The organism is Tenacibaculum sp. 190524A02b, from assembly GCF_964036645.1.
Taxonomy (GTDB): domain Bacteria; phylum Bacteroidota; class Bacteroidia; order Flavobacteriales; family Flavobacteriaceae; genus Polaribacter; species Polaribacter vairaonense.
The window spans coordinates 611,329-627,855 of sequence record NZ_OZ038525.1; the positions used below are offsets into that span (position 1 = coordinate 611,329).

19 protein-coding genes are annotated in these 16,527 nt (G+C 28.3%); all 19 read left to right on the forward strand.

All coding sequences use genetic code 11. From position 1 onward, the window contains the following. The first annotated feature begins 4 nt into the window (after positions 1-4). The 19 genes from ABNT65_RS02540 (at position 5) to ABNT65_RS02630 (ending at position 16,513) form a co-directional block, all read left to right on the forward strand. Positions 5-919: a FecR family protein gene (locus ABNT65_RS02540; RefSeq protein ID WP_348747087.1), complete on the forward strand. Its 915-nt coding sequence runs from the start codon at positions 5-7 to the stop codon at positions 917-919. Then, positions 920-3,502, forward strand: a complete 2,583-nt coding sequence (locus ABNT65_RS02545; protein ID WP_348736444.1) for a TonB-dependent receptor domain-containing protein — start codon at positions 920-922, stop codon at positions 3,500-3,502. A gap of 34 nt (positions 3,503-3,536) precedes the next feature. Next, a complete protein-coding gene (locus ABNT65_RS02550; protein WP_348702050.1) occupies positions 3,537-4,430 on the forward strand; it encodes a MerR family transcriptional regulator in 894 nt (297 codons plus the stop codon). An 83-nt stretch (positions 4,431-4,513) separates the two neighbouring features. Continuing rightward, positions 4,514-5,980, forward strand: coding sequence for a phytoene desaturase family protein (locus tag ABNT65_RS02555; RefSeq protein ID WP_348702049.1), 1,467 nt, complete (start codon positions 4,514-4,516; stop codon positions 5,978-5,980). Beyond that, positions 5,980-6,822: a phytoene/squalene synthase family protein gene (locus tag ABNT65_RS02560; RefSeq protein WP_348702048.1), complete on the forward strand. Its 843-nt coding sequence runs from the start codon at positions 5,980-5,982 to the stop codon at positions 6,820-6,822. Before ABNT65_RS02555 ends, ABNT65_RS02560 begins: the two co-directional genes overlap by 1 nt. After that, a complete protein-coding gene (locus ABNT65_RS02565) occupies positions 6,823-7,257 on the forward strand; it encodes a hypothetical protein (RefSeq protein WP_348736448.1) in 435 nt (144 codons plus the stop codon). It abuts the gene before it with no gap. Further along, positions 7,254-7,715 (forward strand): beta-carotene hydroxylase, encoded by a 462-nt coding sequence (locus ABNT65_RS02570; RefSeq protein ID WP_348702046.1) that lies wholly within the window; start codon positions 7,254-7,256, stop codon positions 7,713-7,715. The genes ABNT65_RS02565 and ABNT65_RS02570 overlap by 4 nt, the downstream gene beginning before the upstream one ends. Continuing rightward, positions 7,708-8,406, forward strand: a complete 699-nt coding sequence (locus ABNT65_RS02575; protein ID WP_348702045.1) for a lycopene cyclase domain-containing protein — start codon at positions 7,708-7,710, stop codon at positions 8,404-8,406. Before ABNT65_RS02570 ends, ABNT65_RS02575 begins: the two co-directional genes overlap by 8 nt. Then, positions 8,396-8,869: a TspO/MBR family protein gene (locus tag ABNT65_RS02580; protein WP_348747088.1), complete on the forward strand. Its 474-nt coding sequence runs from the start codon at positions 8,396-8,398 to the stop codon at positions 8,867-8,869. The genes ABNT65_RS02575 and ABNT65_RS02580 overlap by 11 nt, the downstream gene beginning before the upstream one ends. Before the next feature lie 11 nt (positions 8,870-8,880). Beyond that, positions 8,881-9,531, forward strand: a complete 651-nt coding sequence (locus tag ABNT65_RS02585) for a TetR family transcriptional regulator C-terminal domain-containing protein (protein ID WP_348747089.1) — start codon at positions 8,881-8,883, stop codon at positions 9,529-9,531. Between the two features lie 3 nt (positions 9,532-9,534). Beyond that, positions 9,535-10,845: an ABC1 kinase family protein gene (locus ABNT65_RS02590; protein WP_348747090.1), complete on the forward strand. Its 1,311-nt coding sequence runs from the start codon at positions 9,535-9,537 to the stop codon at positions 10,843-10,845. Then, complete coding sequence (locus tag ABNT65_RS02595) at positions 10,846-11,457, forward strand: flavin reductase family protein (RefSeq protein WP_348747091.1); 612 nt, start codon at positions 10,846-10,848, stop codon at positions 11,455-11,457. A gap of 101 nt (positions 11,458-11,558) precedes the next feature. Continuing rightward, on the forward strand, positions 11,559-12,977 hold the full coding sequence (locus ABNT65_RS02600) for an SDR family oxidoreductase (protein ID WP_348747092.1): 1,419 nt from the start codon (positions 11,559-11,561) through the stop codon (positions 12,975-12,977). An 86-nt stretch (positions 12,978-13,063) separates the two neighbouring features. Then, complete coding sequence (locus tag ABNT65_RS02605; RefSeq protein WP_348736462.1) at positions 13,064-14,527, forward strand: cryptochrome/deoxyribodipyrimidine photo-lyase family protein; 1,464 nt, start codon at positions 13,064-13,066, stop codon at positions 14,525-14,527. Continuing rightward, positions 14,524-14,949 carry a hypothetical protein gene (locus ABNT65_RS02610; protein ID WP_348702036.1) on the forward strand — a complete coding sequence of 142 codons (426 nt, stop codon included), beginning with the start codon at positions 14,524-14,526 and terminating at the stop codon, positions 14,947-14,949. The genes ABNT65_RS02605 and ABNT65_RS02610 overlap by 4 nt, the downstream gene beginning before the upstream one ends. After that, positions 14,927-15,211, forward strand: a complete 285-nt coding sequence (locus tag ABNT65_RS02615; RefSeq protein WP_348702034.1) for a TIGR03643 family protein — start codon at positions 14,927-14,929, stop codon at positions 15,209-15,211. Before ABNT65_RS02610 ends, ABNT65_RS02615 begins: the two co-directional genes overlap by 23 nt. After that, positions 15,212-15,634: a 6-pyruvoyl trahydropterin synthase family protein gene (locus ABNT65_RS02620; RefSeq protein WP_348702033.1), complete on the forward strand. Its 423-nt coding sequence runs from the start codon at positions 15,212-15,214 to the stop codon at positions 15,632-15,634. Then, positions 15,591-16,292 (forward strand): GTP cyclohydrolase I FolE, encoded by a 702-nt coding sequence (gene folE / locus ABNT65_RS02625; RefSeq protein WP_348747093.1) that lies wholly within the window; start codon positions 15,591-15,593, stop codon positions 16,290-16,292. The genes ABNT65_RS02620 and folE overlap by 44 nt, the downstream gene beginning before the upstream one ends. Further along, the gene (locus ABNT65_RS02630; protein ID WP_348702030.1) at positions 16,289-16,513 is read left to right on the forward strand and encodes a hypothetical protein; all 225 of its coding nucleotides are present in this window, start codon (positions 16,289-16,291) and stop codon (positions 16,511-16,513) included. The genes folE and ABNT65_RS02630 overlap by 4 nt, the downstream gene beginning before the upstream one ends. The last annotated feature ends 14 nt before the right edge of the window (positions 16,514-16,527 follow it).

The following is a 16,527-nucleotide window of genomic DNA, read 5'->3' on the forward strand; positions in this document are numbered from 1 at the left end:
AATAATGAAAAATAATAAAAATGATGATGTTTTTTTAGCCCGATGGCTAAATCAAGAGCTTACAGAAGAGGAGCTTGCAGGCTTTAAGGAGTCTTCAGATTACTCTTTGTATGATAAGATAGCTAAAGTATCAGCTGAATTTGAAGCTCCAGAATTTGAAAAAGAAAAAGTTTTAGGAGGTATTAAAGCTAAGTTGGCTACTACTAATATTAAAGAAAAGAAGTCAAAGGTTATAAAGATGAACTGGGTTTATGGTGCTGCTGCTTCGGTATTACTTCTTTTTAGTTTATTCTATTATGTAAACCAACCTGTTTGTTATAAAACAGGGTATGGAGAGCAAATGGCAGTTACATTACCTGATGGTTCTGAGGTTATTTTAAATTCCAAGTCATCAATTGAATATGATGAGAATAAATGGGATGCTCAAAGAAAAATTAACTTGAGTGGAGAAGCTTTTTTTAAAGTAGAGAAAGGGCAGAAATTTAGTGTTTTAACTGAGTATGGAGAGGTTAATGTGTTAGGAACTCAATTTAATGTAAACGCAAGTAACAAGTTTATTGAAGTGCATTGTTTTGAAGGTAAAGTAAAGGTGGTTTCAGAGGAAGTAGAAAGTATTTTAACTAAAGGTCGTGCGTTTAGAAATATGGATAAACCTGAAGAGTGGGAAATATTACAATCTGAACCTTCATGGAAAAACGGAGAAACCTCGTTTAAAAGTATACCTTTAAAATATGTAATAAGGTCTATAGAAAATCAATATGGAATTGAAATAAAATCTACAAATTTAGACTTAAAACAAAAGTTTACAGGAAGTTTTACTCATGCTAATTTAGAAGTTGCTTTAAAAACTGTTTTTGAACCTATGAAAATAGGAGTTATATTTACAGACTCAAAAACAGTGAGATTAGTTAAGCAATAAATGATTAAAACAAGGAATTATGTATTTATAATTTTTGTGTTCTTAAGCTGCTTTCAGCATGTATCTGCACAAAAAATAACAAAAAATAAAAGGACTTCTTTAAAAGAAGTCCTTATTTTGGTTGAAAAAAAATACAATGTAAAATTTTCTTACAAGGATTCCTTAGTAAAAGAAAAACAACTCTACTTAGATTTTTCTGAAAATTACAGTATTGAAGATATTCTTAGTGAACTTATTTCTAAAACAAATTTAAGTTTCGAAAGAGTTACTAAACGTTATATTACTATTACAGATATAAATATTAATAAAGAGAATAGTATTTGTGGTTTTATAATGGATGGTAAACTTAATAAACCTATCCAAGGAGCAACTATTTTTTCACTTCATAACTCTAAAGGTACAGTTTCAGCAAAGAATGGTTTTTTTAATTTAAAAAATCTTTCAGAGTTAGATAGTATCAAGGTGTCTTTTGTAGGATATGAAACTCAAATAATACCTGTAAAAGATAGATTAGGTACCAAATGTTCAAAAGTTGATTTAAAGCATCATAGTATGCTTTTAGAAGAAGTAATTGTTTCTGATTATATGGTTGGAGGAATTGATAAAGATATTGATGGTTCAATTGTGATATCACCGCAAAAGTTAGGGGTGGTTTCTGGATTAACAGAACCAGATGTTTTGCAAAGCATACAATTACTTCCTGGCGTTAATAGTCCAAACGAGACAGCTTCAGGTTTGTATATTAGAGGAGGAGCTCCTGATCAGAATTTAGTACTGTATGACGGCATTAAAATGTACAACTCTTCTCATTTTTTTGGAACAATATCAGCTTTTAATCCTTATATAGTTGACAAAGTTAAAGTGTTTAAAAGTGCAGCTAAAGCTGAATATGGAAATCACTCATCTGGAGTAATTGATATAGAAACAAATAATAAAGTAGGAGAAGCTATTAAAGGAGGCTTTGGAGCTAATATGACTCATTTTGATGTATTTGTAAGTGTTCCGGTAACCAAGAATTTAGGTATTGCAGCTTCGGTAAGAAGATCTTTTACAGATTTTTTTGATACTCCAACATTTACAAAACTATCTAAAAAAGTATTTCAAAATTCTGTTATAGATAGCAATGAAGAGGTTGGAACTGAGCAATATCAAAATACTAATGACTTTTATTTTTTCGATATAAACTCTAAAATAACATATAACTTATCAGACAAAGATGTGTTAACATTTAATTATTTATGGGTGAGAAATAGGTTAGATTATGAGTTTAGTTCAAAAAACAATAGTTCTTATAATACTAAAGATCATTTACAAATAAGAAATACAGGGTATAGGTTAAAATGGAATCATGAATGGAGTGAAAAAGTATCACAGCGTACAAGTGTTTATTATTCTAATTATGATTTAGATTATGGTTATGATGGGAAGTTTGATTTTGGGAATCCATTTACACAATCTGCTTTTAAGAAAAATATGATTAAAGATTATGGAGGAAAGACGGTTTTTGAAAGTGAGTTAAATAAAAACACATTACTTTCATTAGGTTATGAGTTTGTAAAGAATGGAGTGGATTTTAAGATCAGTAGAAAAGATTCAAGAATAACAAATAAAACGTATGTTTATGGTTATGATTATAATGATACTCATGCTTTGTTTGTTGATTATGGGTATAATAAAGAAGATAAAACAATTTTAAATATTGGTGCTAGAACAAATTACTTCTCTCATACTAATAGAACTTTTTTTGCTCCTAGAGTTTACGTAGAGCAACAAATTTGGCCTAAATTTTCTCTTAAATCATCTTTAGAGTTTAAGCAACAAAATATTGTGCAATTTTTAGAGACACATACACAAGATTTTGGTTTAGGTAATCAAATATGGCTTTTGGCTGATAATGATGTTTTTCCAATTTTAAAAAGTAATCAATATACAATAGGAGCATTATATAAGGAAAATAACTTTTTAATAGATGTTGAGTTTTATAGGAAAACAAGTGATGGGTTAACATCTTTTACTGCAGGTACGGAAAATACATTAAGTGGTTTTTATTCTGGTAAAGGAGATGTGGTAGGTGTTGATTTTTTAATAAGAAAAAGATTTAATAATTATAATACTTGGATTAATTATAGTTATAGTAAAACAGATTTTAGGTTTGATGAAGTGAATAATGGAAATTCTTTTCCTAGTGATTTTGACGTAAGAAATAATTTTTTATGGGTTCACAATTTGAAATTAGGTAATTTCGATTTTTCTTTGTCATGGGTATTAAAAACAGGAACACCTTTTACTCCTGTTTCTTTAAATAATGAAACCAACAAAGCTACTTTTGGAGAAATAAACTCTAAACGTTTACCATCATACCATAAACTTGACTTTTCCTCTGGATATTCGTTTAATATAGATAAAAAAGGGAAATGGAGAGGTAAATTGGGAGTTTCATTGTTAAATGTTTATGATAAGGTGAATGTTTTAAGTAGACGTAATGAAGTGCTTATAACTGATGATAAACATCGAATTAATACAGTAGAAGATATTTCACTAGGTATAACTCCAAATTTTGTTTTTAGGGTTTTTATAAAATAATTAGTTATCTTTGTTTAACTAAATATCTGATTAGTTGAACAATATAAAGACGATTTTTACGATAAAAGACCTTGAAAATATTTCAGGTATAAAAGCTCATACTATTAGAATATGGGAAAAAAGGTATAATTTACTTCAGCCTAAAAGAACAGATACTAACATAAGGTATTATTCTTCAGAAAGTTTACAAAAACTTTTAAATGTAGTATTGCTAAATAAGCATAGGTATAAGATTTCGAAGATAGCCGAAATGTCTGAAGAACAAATCAAGGTTACTGCGAGAGAGTTGGCTTTTAAATTTGCTGTGGATGATGAAGCTATTAATGCTTTTAAAGTTTCTATGTTTCAGTTTGATAAAGTCCTTTTTAATAATACGTATAATAAACTGTTACATAAAAAAACTTTTAGACAAATTTTTAAAGAAGTTTTTATTCCTTTTTTAAATAATATTGGAATGTTATGGCAAACAGATACTTTGTTGCCTGCTCATGAACATTTTATTTCTAACTTAATAATTCAAAAGATTCAAATTAATACAGAGAAGTTAGAGTATTCGGTTAATAACAATAGTCGTACTTATGTTTTGTTTCTTCCAGATGGTGAGATCCATGAAATAGGGTTGTTGTACTTAAACTATGAATTAGTTTTAAGAGGGTTTCCAACTATTTATCTTGGGCAAAGTTTACCTCTAGATAATTTAAATTACTTTTTCAACAGTGAAACAGCAATTAGTTTTGTTTCATCAATGACAGTAAAACCTTATGAGGATAGAGTGTTGGGGTATTTTAAAGAGATAGAAGAAGTGTTAAAGGGTACTAACCACGAGTTTATAGGTTTAGGCTGTAAAGCAGCTTTAGTAGAAAAAGAAAAATTTAATTCGAATATAAAAGTTTTTCCTTCAGTAGTAAATTTTTTAGAGACTATTTAATTAAATCAAATTATGATTTGTTTAACAAAAAATAGTAGTAAAAAAATGCAATCTATTAATATTTTGTTTAACTTTGTTTGAGTATGGTTAAACAAAAAATAACACTCATTGGTTCGGGGTTTTCTTCTTTATCTGCAGCTTGCTATTTGGCAAAGTATGGATATGAGGTAGTAATTTACGAAAAAAACAATACACTTGGCGGAAGAGCAAGGCAGTATTTAAATAAAGGATTTACATTTGATATAGGGCCTACTTGGTATTGGATGCCTGATGTTTTTGAAAAGTTTTTTGCAGACTTCGGTAAAAAACCTTCTGATTATTATCAACTTGAAAAACTTTCTCCAGCATATCAAGTGTATTTTGGAAAAGAAGATTTTGTTACAATACCAGATAACTTTGAAGATATTTGTGCAGTTTTTGAACAAGAAGAAAAAGGAAGTTCAAAACATTTAAGAAAATTTATTAAGTCTGCTGAAAATAACTACAACATAGCAGTAAAAGGTATGGTATATAAGCCAGGAGTATCTCCTTTAGAATTAATAACACCACAAACTGCTATTAGAGTCAATCAATTTTTTTCTACTATACGAAAACAAGTTCGTAAAAAAATAAAAAGCAAAAAACTTATACAAATATTAGAGTTTCCTGTTTTATTCCTTGGAGCTAAACCTAGTAATACTCCAGCATTCTATAACTTTATGAACTATGCTGATTTTTCCTTAGGAACTTGGCATCCTATAGGAGGTATGTATAAAGTAATTGAAGGGATGGTTAAATTAGCCAAAGATTTAGGGGTAGAATTTAAAACAAATACTACAGTTAATGAAATAGTTATTAAAGATAGTAAAGTAGCTGGAGTAAGTGTAAATGGAAAATTTATAGAAACTGATTTAGTACTCAGTGGAGCAGATTATCATCATACAGAAACATTATTACCAAAAAATTATAGACAATATTCAGATTCATATTGGGCAAAAAAAACATTTGCTCCGTCTTCATTATTATTCTATATTGGTTTTGATAAAAAATTGAAGAATGTAAATCATCATACGTTGTTTTTTGATACGGATTTTGATGTACATGCTAAAACAATTTATGATACGCCTAGTTGGCCAAAAGATCCATTGTTTTATGCTAGCTTTCCTTCAATGACCGATGATTCCTTTGCCCCAGAAGGAAAAGAAGCTGGAACTTTTTTAATTCCGTTAGCACCTGGAATAGAAGATACGCCAGAGATAAGAGAAAAGTACTTTGATTTGATAATTGATAGGTTTGAAAAATTGACCAATCAAAAAGTAAAGAGCCATATTGTTTCTAAAGAAAGTTATTGTGTAAATAACTTTATAAAAGATTATAACTCTTATAAAGGAAATGCGTATGGATTGGCTAATATATTAACCCAAACGGCTTTTTTAAGGCCTAAAATCAAAAGTAGTAAAGTAACAAACTTATACTTTACAGGACAATTAACGGTTCCAGGACCGGGAGTACCACCGTCATTAATTTCGGGAAAAGTAGCATCAGAACTAATCTTAACCACACATAAATAATGAAACAATTATTTGATCAAGTTTCCTATACATGTAGTAAACTAGTAACCCAAAAATATAGCACATCTTTTTCTTTAGCAACCCGAATGTTAGCTCCAGAAATAAGAGCAGCAATATATAATATCTATGGATTTGTAAGGTTTGCAGATGAAATTGTAGATAGTTTTCATGATTATGATAAAGAAGCATTGTTGTTACAATTTGAAAAAAACTATTACTTAGGGAAGCAGCAAGGAATTAGCACTAATCCTATTTTAAACTCTTTTATACATACAGTAAATAAATATCATATAGAAGATGAATTAGTACAGGCTTTTTTAAAAAGTATGAGAGCAGACTTATACAAAACAGTATATACTACAAAAGAAGAGTATGATGAATATATTTATGGGTCAGCAGATGTAGTTGGTTTAATGTGTTTACGAGTTTTCGTAAAAGGAGATGATAAAAAATATAACGAGCTTAAAGATGCCGCTATGCGTTTAGGTTCCGCTTTTCAAAAAGTAAATTTTTTACGTGATTTAAAAGATGATGTTGAGTTACTGAACAGGTCTTATTTTCCAAATGTAAACCTTAAAAATCTAGATACTCAAGCTAAACAACAAATCATAGAAGAAATTGAAGCTGATTTTGAGTATGCATATAAACATGGGGTGCTAAAGCTACCTGTAGAAGCTAAGTTTGGAGTATATATTGCTTACAGATATTACAGGAGGTTGTTAAAAAAATTAAAATCAGTGCCATCTTCTCAAATCATGGATACTCGTATTAGAATTTCAAATACGTTAAAAATAAGTTTGTTAATGAGAGGGTATGCAAGGTATAAACTTAATCTATTATAAATGAAGTTACTTGCTTTATTAATAACTCTTTTATTTATAAATGTAAAAGCACCAGAGTATTTAGAAGCTTTTCATAAAGCTACTACAAAAGAGCAAGAAGAGGCATTTATAATTAAGTATAAGCGTTCTAATAAAACCAGTGTAAAAGCGTATGTAGTTTCTTTAAAAATGAAACAAGCTAAGTATAAATTTTTCCCTTGGAAAAAACTTTCTGTATTCAATAAAGGGAAAAAAGAGTTAGAACAATTGATTAAAGAGCATCCTGAAAATGTTGATTTAAGATATGTAAGGTTAGTAATACAAGAAAATATACCAGCTATATTAAATTACAAATCAAGCATCACTGAAGATAAAGAATTTTTAAAAAGAAAATTAGAAGAAGTAGATAATTCTGATTATTTGGATTATTATATAAAAAAGAACACGTCATTATGATTGTATTATTTATAATAACAACAATAGTTACATTTATAATTATGGAAGGCATAACTTGGTGTACCCATAAGTATGTAATGCATGGTTTTGGGTGGTTTTTACATGAAGATCATCATCAGCCTGGATATCCACATATTTTTGAAAAAAATGATGCCTTTTTTGTTGTTTTTGCTATACCAAGTATTTTACTTTTTTACTTTGGAATTCGTCCAGAGCTAAATTATTTATTTTTTATAGGTTTTGGAATTCTATTATACGGGTTAGCTTATTTTTTGGTGCATGATGTTTTAATACATAGACGATTTAACTGGTTTAAAAACACTAAAAATAGATATTTAAGAGGATTGCGAAAGGCTCATAAAATTCATCATAAACATCTAGGAAAAGAAGAAGGAGAATGCTTTGGAATGCTTTATGTTCCTTTTAAATACTTTAAAAAGCCCAAGTGGAATGAGTAATTATTTATACCTCATATTAAATTTAGGTAGCTTAAGTATTCCTTTACTTTACAGCATTTTTGAAAAAAAGTTTCATTTTATTAAATACTTTAAAATAGCCTTAATAAGTATTGTTTTAGTGGCAATTCCTTTTCTAATTTGGGATGCTTATTTTACTCATAATGGTTTTTGGGGATTTAATTCAACCTATTTTTTAGGATTGAAACTGGCAGCAATGCCAATGGAAGAATGGATGTTTTTTATTTGTATTCCTTATGCTTGCTTATTTACACATGAGGTATTAAAGTACTATTTACCAAATTTCAAAGTATCTGAAAAAAATGTAAGAATTATAAGTTTTATTATAATTAGTTTAATAGCAATATTACTTTTCCTAAACTTTGGAAAATGGTATACAACGGTAAATTTTATTTTTTTCTTAATATTAATCTTATATGCTTTAAAATATCATATAACAACATTACAAACCTATTATCCAAGTTTTTTAGTAATCCTAATCCCTTTTTTTATAGTAAATGGAATTTTAACAGGTAGTTTTATAGAAGAACCTGTAGTTTGGTATAATAACAATGAAAACCTTGGTTTTAGATTATTTACAATACCATTTGAAGATATATTTTATGCTTTTAATTTATTGTTTTCAATACAGTTAATCTTTAACTACCTAAAAAGTAAAAACTATGGAGAATAATAAATATGTACGATTTATCATTTTTCTAATAGCTAATTTTTCTGCTTTAGCAATTGGCGTATGGTTAATGAATAATGGTCCTAGAACAGATTGGTATTTATCATTAAATAAAGCACCTTGGACACCGCCTAATTGGATGTTTGGTGCAGCATGGTCGTTTATTATGTTTTGTTTCTCATTTTACATGACTAAATTGAGTTTCAACTATCAGTATTTAAATAAAAAGTTAATTGTTTTATATGTAGTTCAATGGATGTTGAATGTGTATTGGAATTATGCATTTTTTAATCAGCATTTAACAGAAGTAGGATTGTTAATAATCGTAGCATTATGGTTACTTATCGGATTTTTTACATTTAACTTTAAAAAAGAGTTAAAATGGGTAACACTATTAATAGTTCCCTATCTAATATGGATGACAATAGCAACTAGCTTAAATGCATACATTGTTTTTAATAATTAATCTTAAAAGTTATGGCGAGAAAACAAATTACCGCACAAAAAATTATAGAATTATATATGGATGAAGTATTAATGGATGGTACTTCAAAAACTATTTACGCTTTTGCAAAGAAGCATGAGTTTGAAGAAAATGAGTTTTATCAGCATTTTAGCAGTTTTGAAACATTAGAAAAAGAAATTTTTGCAATTTTTCATGATAAAACAATTGAATTACTTCATAACAATGAAGAATATAAAACCTACGATGAAAAAAGTAAGTTATTAAGCTTCTATTATACGTTTTTTGAATTATTAACAGCAAATAGGTCTTATGTACATTTAAAGCTTAAAGGAAATAAAAATAAGTTGGAATCTGTTAAGTTGTTATCTAAATTAAAAGAAGCTCATATACGATACATAAAAGAAGAGTTCCATTCAGATAAAATCGATTTTAAGAATGAAAAAGTAAATAAAGTAAGAGACAAAGGAATGGAAGAAACTGCATGGATACAGTTATTATTTGCCTTGCAATTTTGGTTAGAAGATGAATCAAAGAACTTTGAAAAAACTGATGTTTTTATTGAAAAAGCAGTAAAAGCAAGTTTTGATTTAAAAGATATAACACCTTTAAAAAGTGTATTTGATTTTGCAAAGTTTTTATGGAAAGAAAAAATGCCCGTATAGTGAATGAAAACAATAGATAATATACCAACAGGAAAAATACAGAGAGCCTCTAAACTAGTAACAACAGGTTTAAAAATAGGGGTGAACTATGCAAAATATTACGGAGAAAAAATTGTAAAATCAGAAGAAGAAGCAAAAGAAAATTTAAATGAAGCAAATGCAGCTGATATTTATGATGGCTTAAAAACTTTAAAAGGTTCAGCGTTAAAAGTTGCTCAAATGCTAAGTATGGAAAAGAACATATTGCCTAGAGCTTATGTTGAGAAATTTTCATTATCACAATTTTCAGTACCACCTTTATCTGCGCCATTAGTTGTTAAGACATTTAAAAAATATTTTAAAAAAGCACCAACAGAGGTGTTTGATACCTTTACTTCAGAATCTGTAAATGCTGCTAGTATAGGTCAAGTGCATAAAGCAACATTAGCTGATAAAAACTTGGCTGTTAAAATCCAGTATCCAGGAGTTGCAGATAGTATATCTTCAGATTTAGCTATGGTAAAACCTATAGCTATTAAAATGTTCAATATTAAGGGAGAAGGCTCAGATGAATATTTTAAAGAAGTAGAAAATAAGTTGTTAGAAGAAACTAATTATACACTTGAACTAAAACAAAGTCAAGAAATAGCTGAAAAATGTAGTATAATTCCTAATTTAAAATTTCCAAACTATTATCCAGAATATTCCTCTGAACGAATTTTAACGATGGATTGGATGATGGGTGTACATCTTTCTGAATATGTAGCCAAAGAAAACTCACAAGAAAGTTTAAATAAGATAGGGCAAGCTTTATGGGATTTTTATATGTATCAAATGCATGTGTTAAAAAAAGTACATGCAGATCCGCATCCAGGTAATTTTTTAGTATCAGAAAAAGACGAGTTAATTGTTATTGACTTTGGTTGTATGAAAGAAGTTCCTAACAGTTTTTATATTCCTTATTTTGAGTTAGCTAAAAAAGAAAATATAGAAAATCCTGAGTTTTTTGAAGCAAAATTATATGAGCTTGAAATTTTAAGAAAGGATGATACAGCTGAAGAAAAGCAATTTTTTAAAGCACTTTTCCATGAAATGCTTTCATTGTTTACACAACCTTTTCATAAAGAAGAATTTGATTTTTCAGATGCTGTTTTCTTTGGGAGAATAGCAGACTTAGGCCAGAAATATGCCAAGAGTACTGAATTAAAAAAAATGAATGGAAATAGAGGTTCTAAACACTTTATTTACATTAACAGAACATTTTTTGGTTTATACAACCTAATGCACGATTTAAAAGCTACACAGGTAAAGATTAATAATTTTAAAAATATGTAAATGTATTTTACTAGACAACATATAGATAGTTTAGAACACCTTTATAAAATAAACTTAATAAACAGTATCTTAGGATTTAAATCTGCTAACTTAATAGCTACACAATCCAAAGAAGGTATATCTAATGTTGCTGTATTTAGTTCTGTAGTGCATTACGGTTCAGCACCGCCAATTCTAGGGTTCGTCCTTAGGCCTACTACGGTTAGACGAAATACTTATGATAATATAAAAGAAACAGGGTACTTTACAATAAACCATATACATGATGCTATTCTTGAAGAAGCACATCACACATCAGCAAAATATCCAGCTGAAATATCAGAGTTTGATAAAACAACTTTGCAAGAAGAGCATTTAAATAATTTTTATGCGCCTTTTGTAAAGGGATGTAAGGTGAAAATAGGTTTAAAATATGCAGAAGAATACCATATTAAAGCGAATGATACTATTTTAATCTTAGGTGAGATTGTCGATTTGTATATTGAAGATAGTTTGGTAAAAGAAGATGGTTTTGTTAATCTATCGGAAGCCAAAACAGCAGTTATTAATGGTTTAGATGCTTATTTAATTCCTAAAAAAGGAAAAAGATTTTCATACCAAAGACCTAAATAATAAGTAAACAATTAATGATACAAAGGTTGTCCTGCACTAGTGTAGGAAGGTTTCCATAAAAATAATGATACCACTATGGTAAAAGTATATAAATGTTTTAGATGAAAATAGTAATCACAGGAACAACAGGATATATAGCAAAAAGGTTAATACCAAAACTTTTGGAAGAAGGACATGAGTTATTATGTTGTGTACGAGATGTGTCTAGAATTCCTGAAGATTTAAAAGAGAATAAATCAATAGGTTTTTTAGAAATTGATTTTTTAAATGTTAAAGAAAAACAATTTCCTAAAGAAATAGAAGTAGCCTATTATCTAATTCATTCGATGTCGTCTAGCAGTACAAATTTTGAAAACTTAGAATATACATGTGCTAAAAACTTTAAAACATTAGTAGAAAAAACCAATTGCAAACAGGTTATTTATTTAAGCGGTATTGTTAATGATAATTCATTGTCAAAACACTTACAATCTAGATTTAAGGTTGAACAAACACTACAGTCAAAACAATATGCGTTAACCACTTTTAGAGCAGGAATTATAGTAGGAAGCGGAAGTGCTTCATTTGAAATAATAAGAGATTTAGTAGAGAAGCTACCAGTAATGGTAGCACCTAAATGGTTAAATACTAAAACACAACCTATAGCTATAAGAGATGTCTTAACGTATTTAACTCAAGCAGTTTTTAAAGAAGAATTATATAATAAGTCATTTGATATCTTTGGACCTGAAGTGTTAACCTACAAGCAAATGTTGTTACAATTTGCAGAAGCAAGAAACCTAAAAAGATTGATTATAACGTTACCTGTATTAACGCCAAAATTATCTTCCTATTGGTTGTTTTTTGTTACCTCTACGTCTTTTAAGTTAGCAACTTCCTTGGTAGATAGTATGAAAGTAGAAGTAGTAGGAAAAGATTCTGAAATAAATACCATTATTAATGTAGTTCCTATAACGTATAAAGAAGCAGTGTGCAAAGCTTTTATAAAAATAGAGCAGAATTCTATTATCTCAAGCTGGAAAGACGCTATGATAAGTGGAGTTTTTAATGAACAATTAGCCATGCACATTCAAATTCCTCACTATGGATGTTTTAAAGATTTAAGAAGTGAAAAAATAATAGATGAAGCCTATACGATAGAGAAAATATGGAAAATAGGAGGTGAGAATGGTTGGTATCGTTTTAACTTACTATGGAGAGTTAGAGGCTATATCGATAAGCTATTTGGAGGAGTGGGGTTGAGAAGAGGAAGAAGACATACTACAGAATTAATAGCTGGAGATGCATTAGACTTTTGGCGTGTTTTATTAGCAGATAAAAAAGAAAAAAGATTATTGTTATTTGCAGAAATGAAGTTGCCAGGTGAGGCGTGGTTAGAGTTTAAAGTTATAAAAGGAACCCTTTATCAAAGAGCTGTATTTAGGCCAAAAGGTATTTTGGGAAGATTATATTGGTACAGCGTTTTACCATTTCATGCTTTTGTTTTTAAAGGGATGTTGAATGCTTTAATAAAGGAATAATTTTTTTTGTTAGTTATAGTTTTGTTTATTCTTTTCTTTGAAAGGTTAAACAAAATTATTATCTTTGAATAAGAGTAGGTTTATCAATGGATTCTAAAGAAAAAATAGCAGTAGTTTGGTTGAAAAGAGATCTTCGTTTACATGATAATGAAGCAGTTTTTAATGCTATAGGTTCTGGTTATAAAGTATTATTGCTTTATGTTTTTGAACCCAGTTTATACAATGATGAACATTATTCAGAAAGACATTGGGTTTTTATAAAGCAATCTATAAAAGCCATTAATTATAACCTAATAAAGTATCAAACCAAAGTATTAACTATAACCTCTGAAATTCAACCATTTTTTAGTTATTTATTATCTAAAAAAAGAGTAGTAAAAGTTTTCTCACATCAAGAGACAGGTATTTTAAAAACATATAAACGAGATAAAGAATTTACAAGATTTTGTAGAAATAATTCTATTGATTGGGTAGAAAATATTAACAACGGAGTTTTTAGAGGAAGAGAAGATAGAGAGCATTGGAAAGAAGATTGGGAAGCATATATGAATAAGTCTCAATTAGTATTTTCTCCCAAATCTAATACATTCTTAAGCAGGGATAATATTTTTGAAATAGAAAAGCATTTAACATTAGAATCGTTAGAAGTAGAAGATAATAAGTTCATGCAAAAAGGAGGAAGGAGCTTTGCATTAAAGTATATGGAATCTTTTTTTAAAGAACGTTATGTAAACTATGCTAAATTTATTTCTAAACCATTATTAGCTAGACAAAGTTGTAGTAGGTTGTCTCCATATTTGTCATGGGGTAATTTGTCTGTAAGAGAAGTATATCAATATGCAAAAGCATGTAGGAAAAATACGGTTGATACAAGAGCTATTGATGCATTTACTTCAAGATTAAGATGGCAAGCACATTTTATTCAAAAATTTGAAATGGAATGTATTATGGAAACTGAAAGTATAAATAAAGGATTTCATAAGTTAAAAAAAGAAGTCTCCAAAAAATATAAAAAAGCATGGGAAGAAGGTAATACAGGAATTCCAATAGTAGATGCATGTATGCGATGTTTAAAAGCCACGGGTTACTTAAACTTTAGAATGAGAGCCATGGTTGTATCATTTTTTACACATAATCTTTGGCAACCTTGGCAAGAAGCATCTAAGTATTTATCAAAAGTATTTTTAGACTTTGAACCAGGAATTCATTTTCCACAATTACAGATGCAAGCAGGAGAAACTGGAATTAATACTATTAGAATTTATAGTCCAGTAAAAAACGGTCTAGAACATGATCCAAAAGCAGAATTTATTACTGAATGGCTCCCAGAATTGGAAAAATTACCGGTTGCTTTTAGACATGAACCTTATAAATTAACAAAATTAGAACAGAAACTATACAATTTTTCATTAGGTATAGATTATCCTAAACCAATAGTAGACGTTCCTAAAACAAGGAAAAAAGCATCAGATGTTATTTGGCAAATGAGAAAAGATAAAGATGTTATAGAGGAGAGTATTCGAATACTTAAAAAACATGTTACAAAATGATTCTATTTAATACAACTTATACAGATAGAGAAGAGCAATTAGAAATTGAAACATTGGTTGGAAAGCCTTTTTCATTAGTAGAAAAAATAAAATTAGGAGGCATTGGTAGTAAAAGACTTATAATACATGGAGTGAGTACAAATCTTCAAATGCTGTTGAATAAAGTATCTGATGTTAATTATGCTAATATTGAACTAAGACCCAAAGGGATAATTGTACATATAACTAAACAACTAAAGCGATATTCATGGGTAATACCGTATTATAAATTATCAATTTTTAATGTAACCTATTTTAGTATTCATTCTGAAGGAAACTTTATTCAAATGGTAAAAAATAATAGATATGAAATAAGTAAAAAGTTCATTAGTAAAATGATGCGTTTAAAAAGCATTTCATATGAGAAATTTAGATTCATTTAATCAAAGAGAGATAGATAGAATAATAGAAATGGCTTGGGAAGATAGAACAACTTTTGAAGCTATTAATATTCAATTCAAATTAAACGAAAAAGAAGTGACAAGGTTAATGAGAAAAAATATAAGCTTGTCAAGTTTTAAATTATGGAGAAAAAGAGTAAAAGGAAGAAAAACTAAACATGAATTAAAGAGAGTATCTGGAATAAAGAGATTTAAATGTTCAAGGCAAAGAACAATAAGCAATAATAGTATATCTAAGAGGTAAATGAATCAATATAAAATAGGAATAACTAGAAAAGAACATTTCAATGCAGCACATAGGCTTCATAATAAAAATTGGAGTGATAAAAAGAATAAAGAAATATTTGGGAAGTGTAATAACCCTAATTTTCATGGACATAACTATGAATTAGAAGTTACAATTATAGGAGAGATAAATCAAGATACAGGTTATGTTATTGATACTAAAATTTTATCAAACATCATTAAAAATAAAGTTTTAGAACCTTTTGATCATAAAAATTTGAATTTGGAGGTTGAGCACTTTAAAAATTTAAATCCAACAGTTGAGAACATAGCAGTGGTAATTTACCATTTAATAATCAATGAAATTCCGGATAATTTGGAATTAAAAGTAAAGTTATATGAAACACCAAGAAACTTTGTTGAATACCCTTACAATGTCTAGAAATTCTTTAAAAGATTTTTCAGTAGATGAAATAGGAGATGATCATTTATATACTGGAATAGAAACACCGTTAAAAGATGATGCTTTTTTAATGTCTAATCAAGAAAAGAAAAAGAAAATTACAGAATTATTTTCACAAATAATGGATGTAATGGGGTTAGATTTATTGGATGATTCACTAAAAGGAACTCCCAAAAGAGTTGCTAAAATGTATATAGATGAAATTTTTTCAGGATTAGACCCTAAAAATAAACCCAAAATAGCACTATTTGAAAATAAATATCAATACAATCAAATGCTGATTGAAAAAGATATCCAATTTTACTCTAATTGTGAACATCATTTTGTTCCAATAATAGGAAAAGCTCACGTAGCTTATATTTCATCAGGAAGAGTAATTGGTTTATCAAAGCTTAATAGAATAGTTCAGTATTATGCAAAAAGACCTCAGGTTCAAGAAAGGCTGACTAATCAAATAGCTTTTGATTTACAAGAAATTTTAAAAACAAAAGATGTGGCTGTTATTATAGAAGCAAAACATTTATGTGTTTCTTCTAGAGGAGTTAAAGATGACTCTTCATCAACAGTAACCTGCTTCTATGGAGGTATGTTTAATGAGTCAGAAAAAATAGTTGAACTTCAAAATTATATAAAATGAGTACAGTAGATTTAATACAAGAAGCTCTTGATTTTGAAAGAAATCATAAGCAATTTAGAACAAGGAATGAAAAAATTTTAGCTTCTAGAAAAGCAAAAGAATTAGTTTTATCATTAAATAACATTTATAAAAAAACAAAAGATAAAGCATTAATGGATATTATGAAAAGAGTTACTGTGATAAAAAGAAAAATAGAAATTAGATTAAAAGGAAGATTATAATTTTAATAAAAACA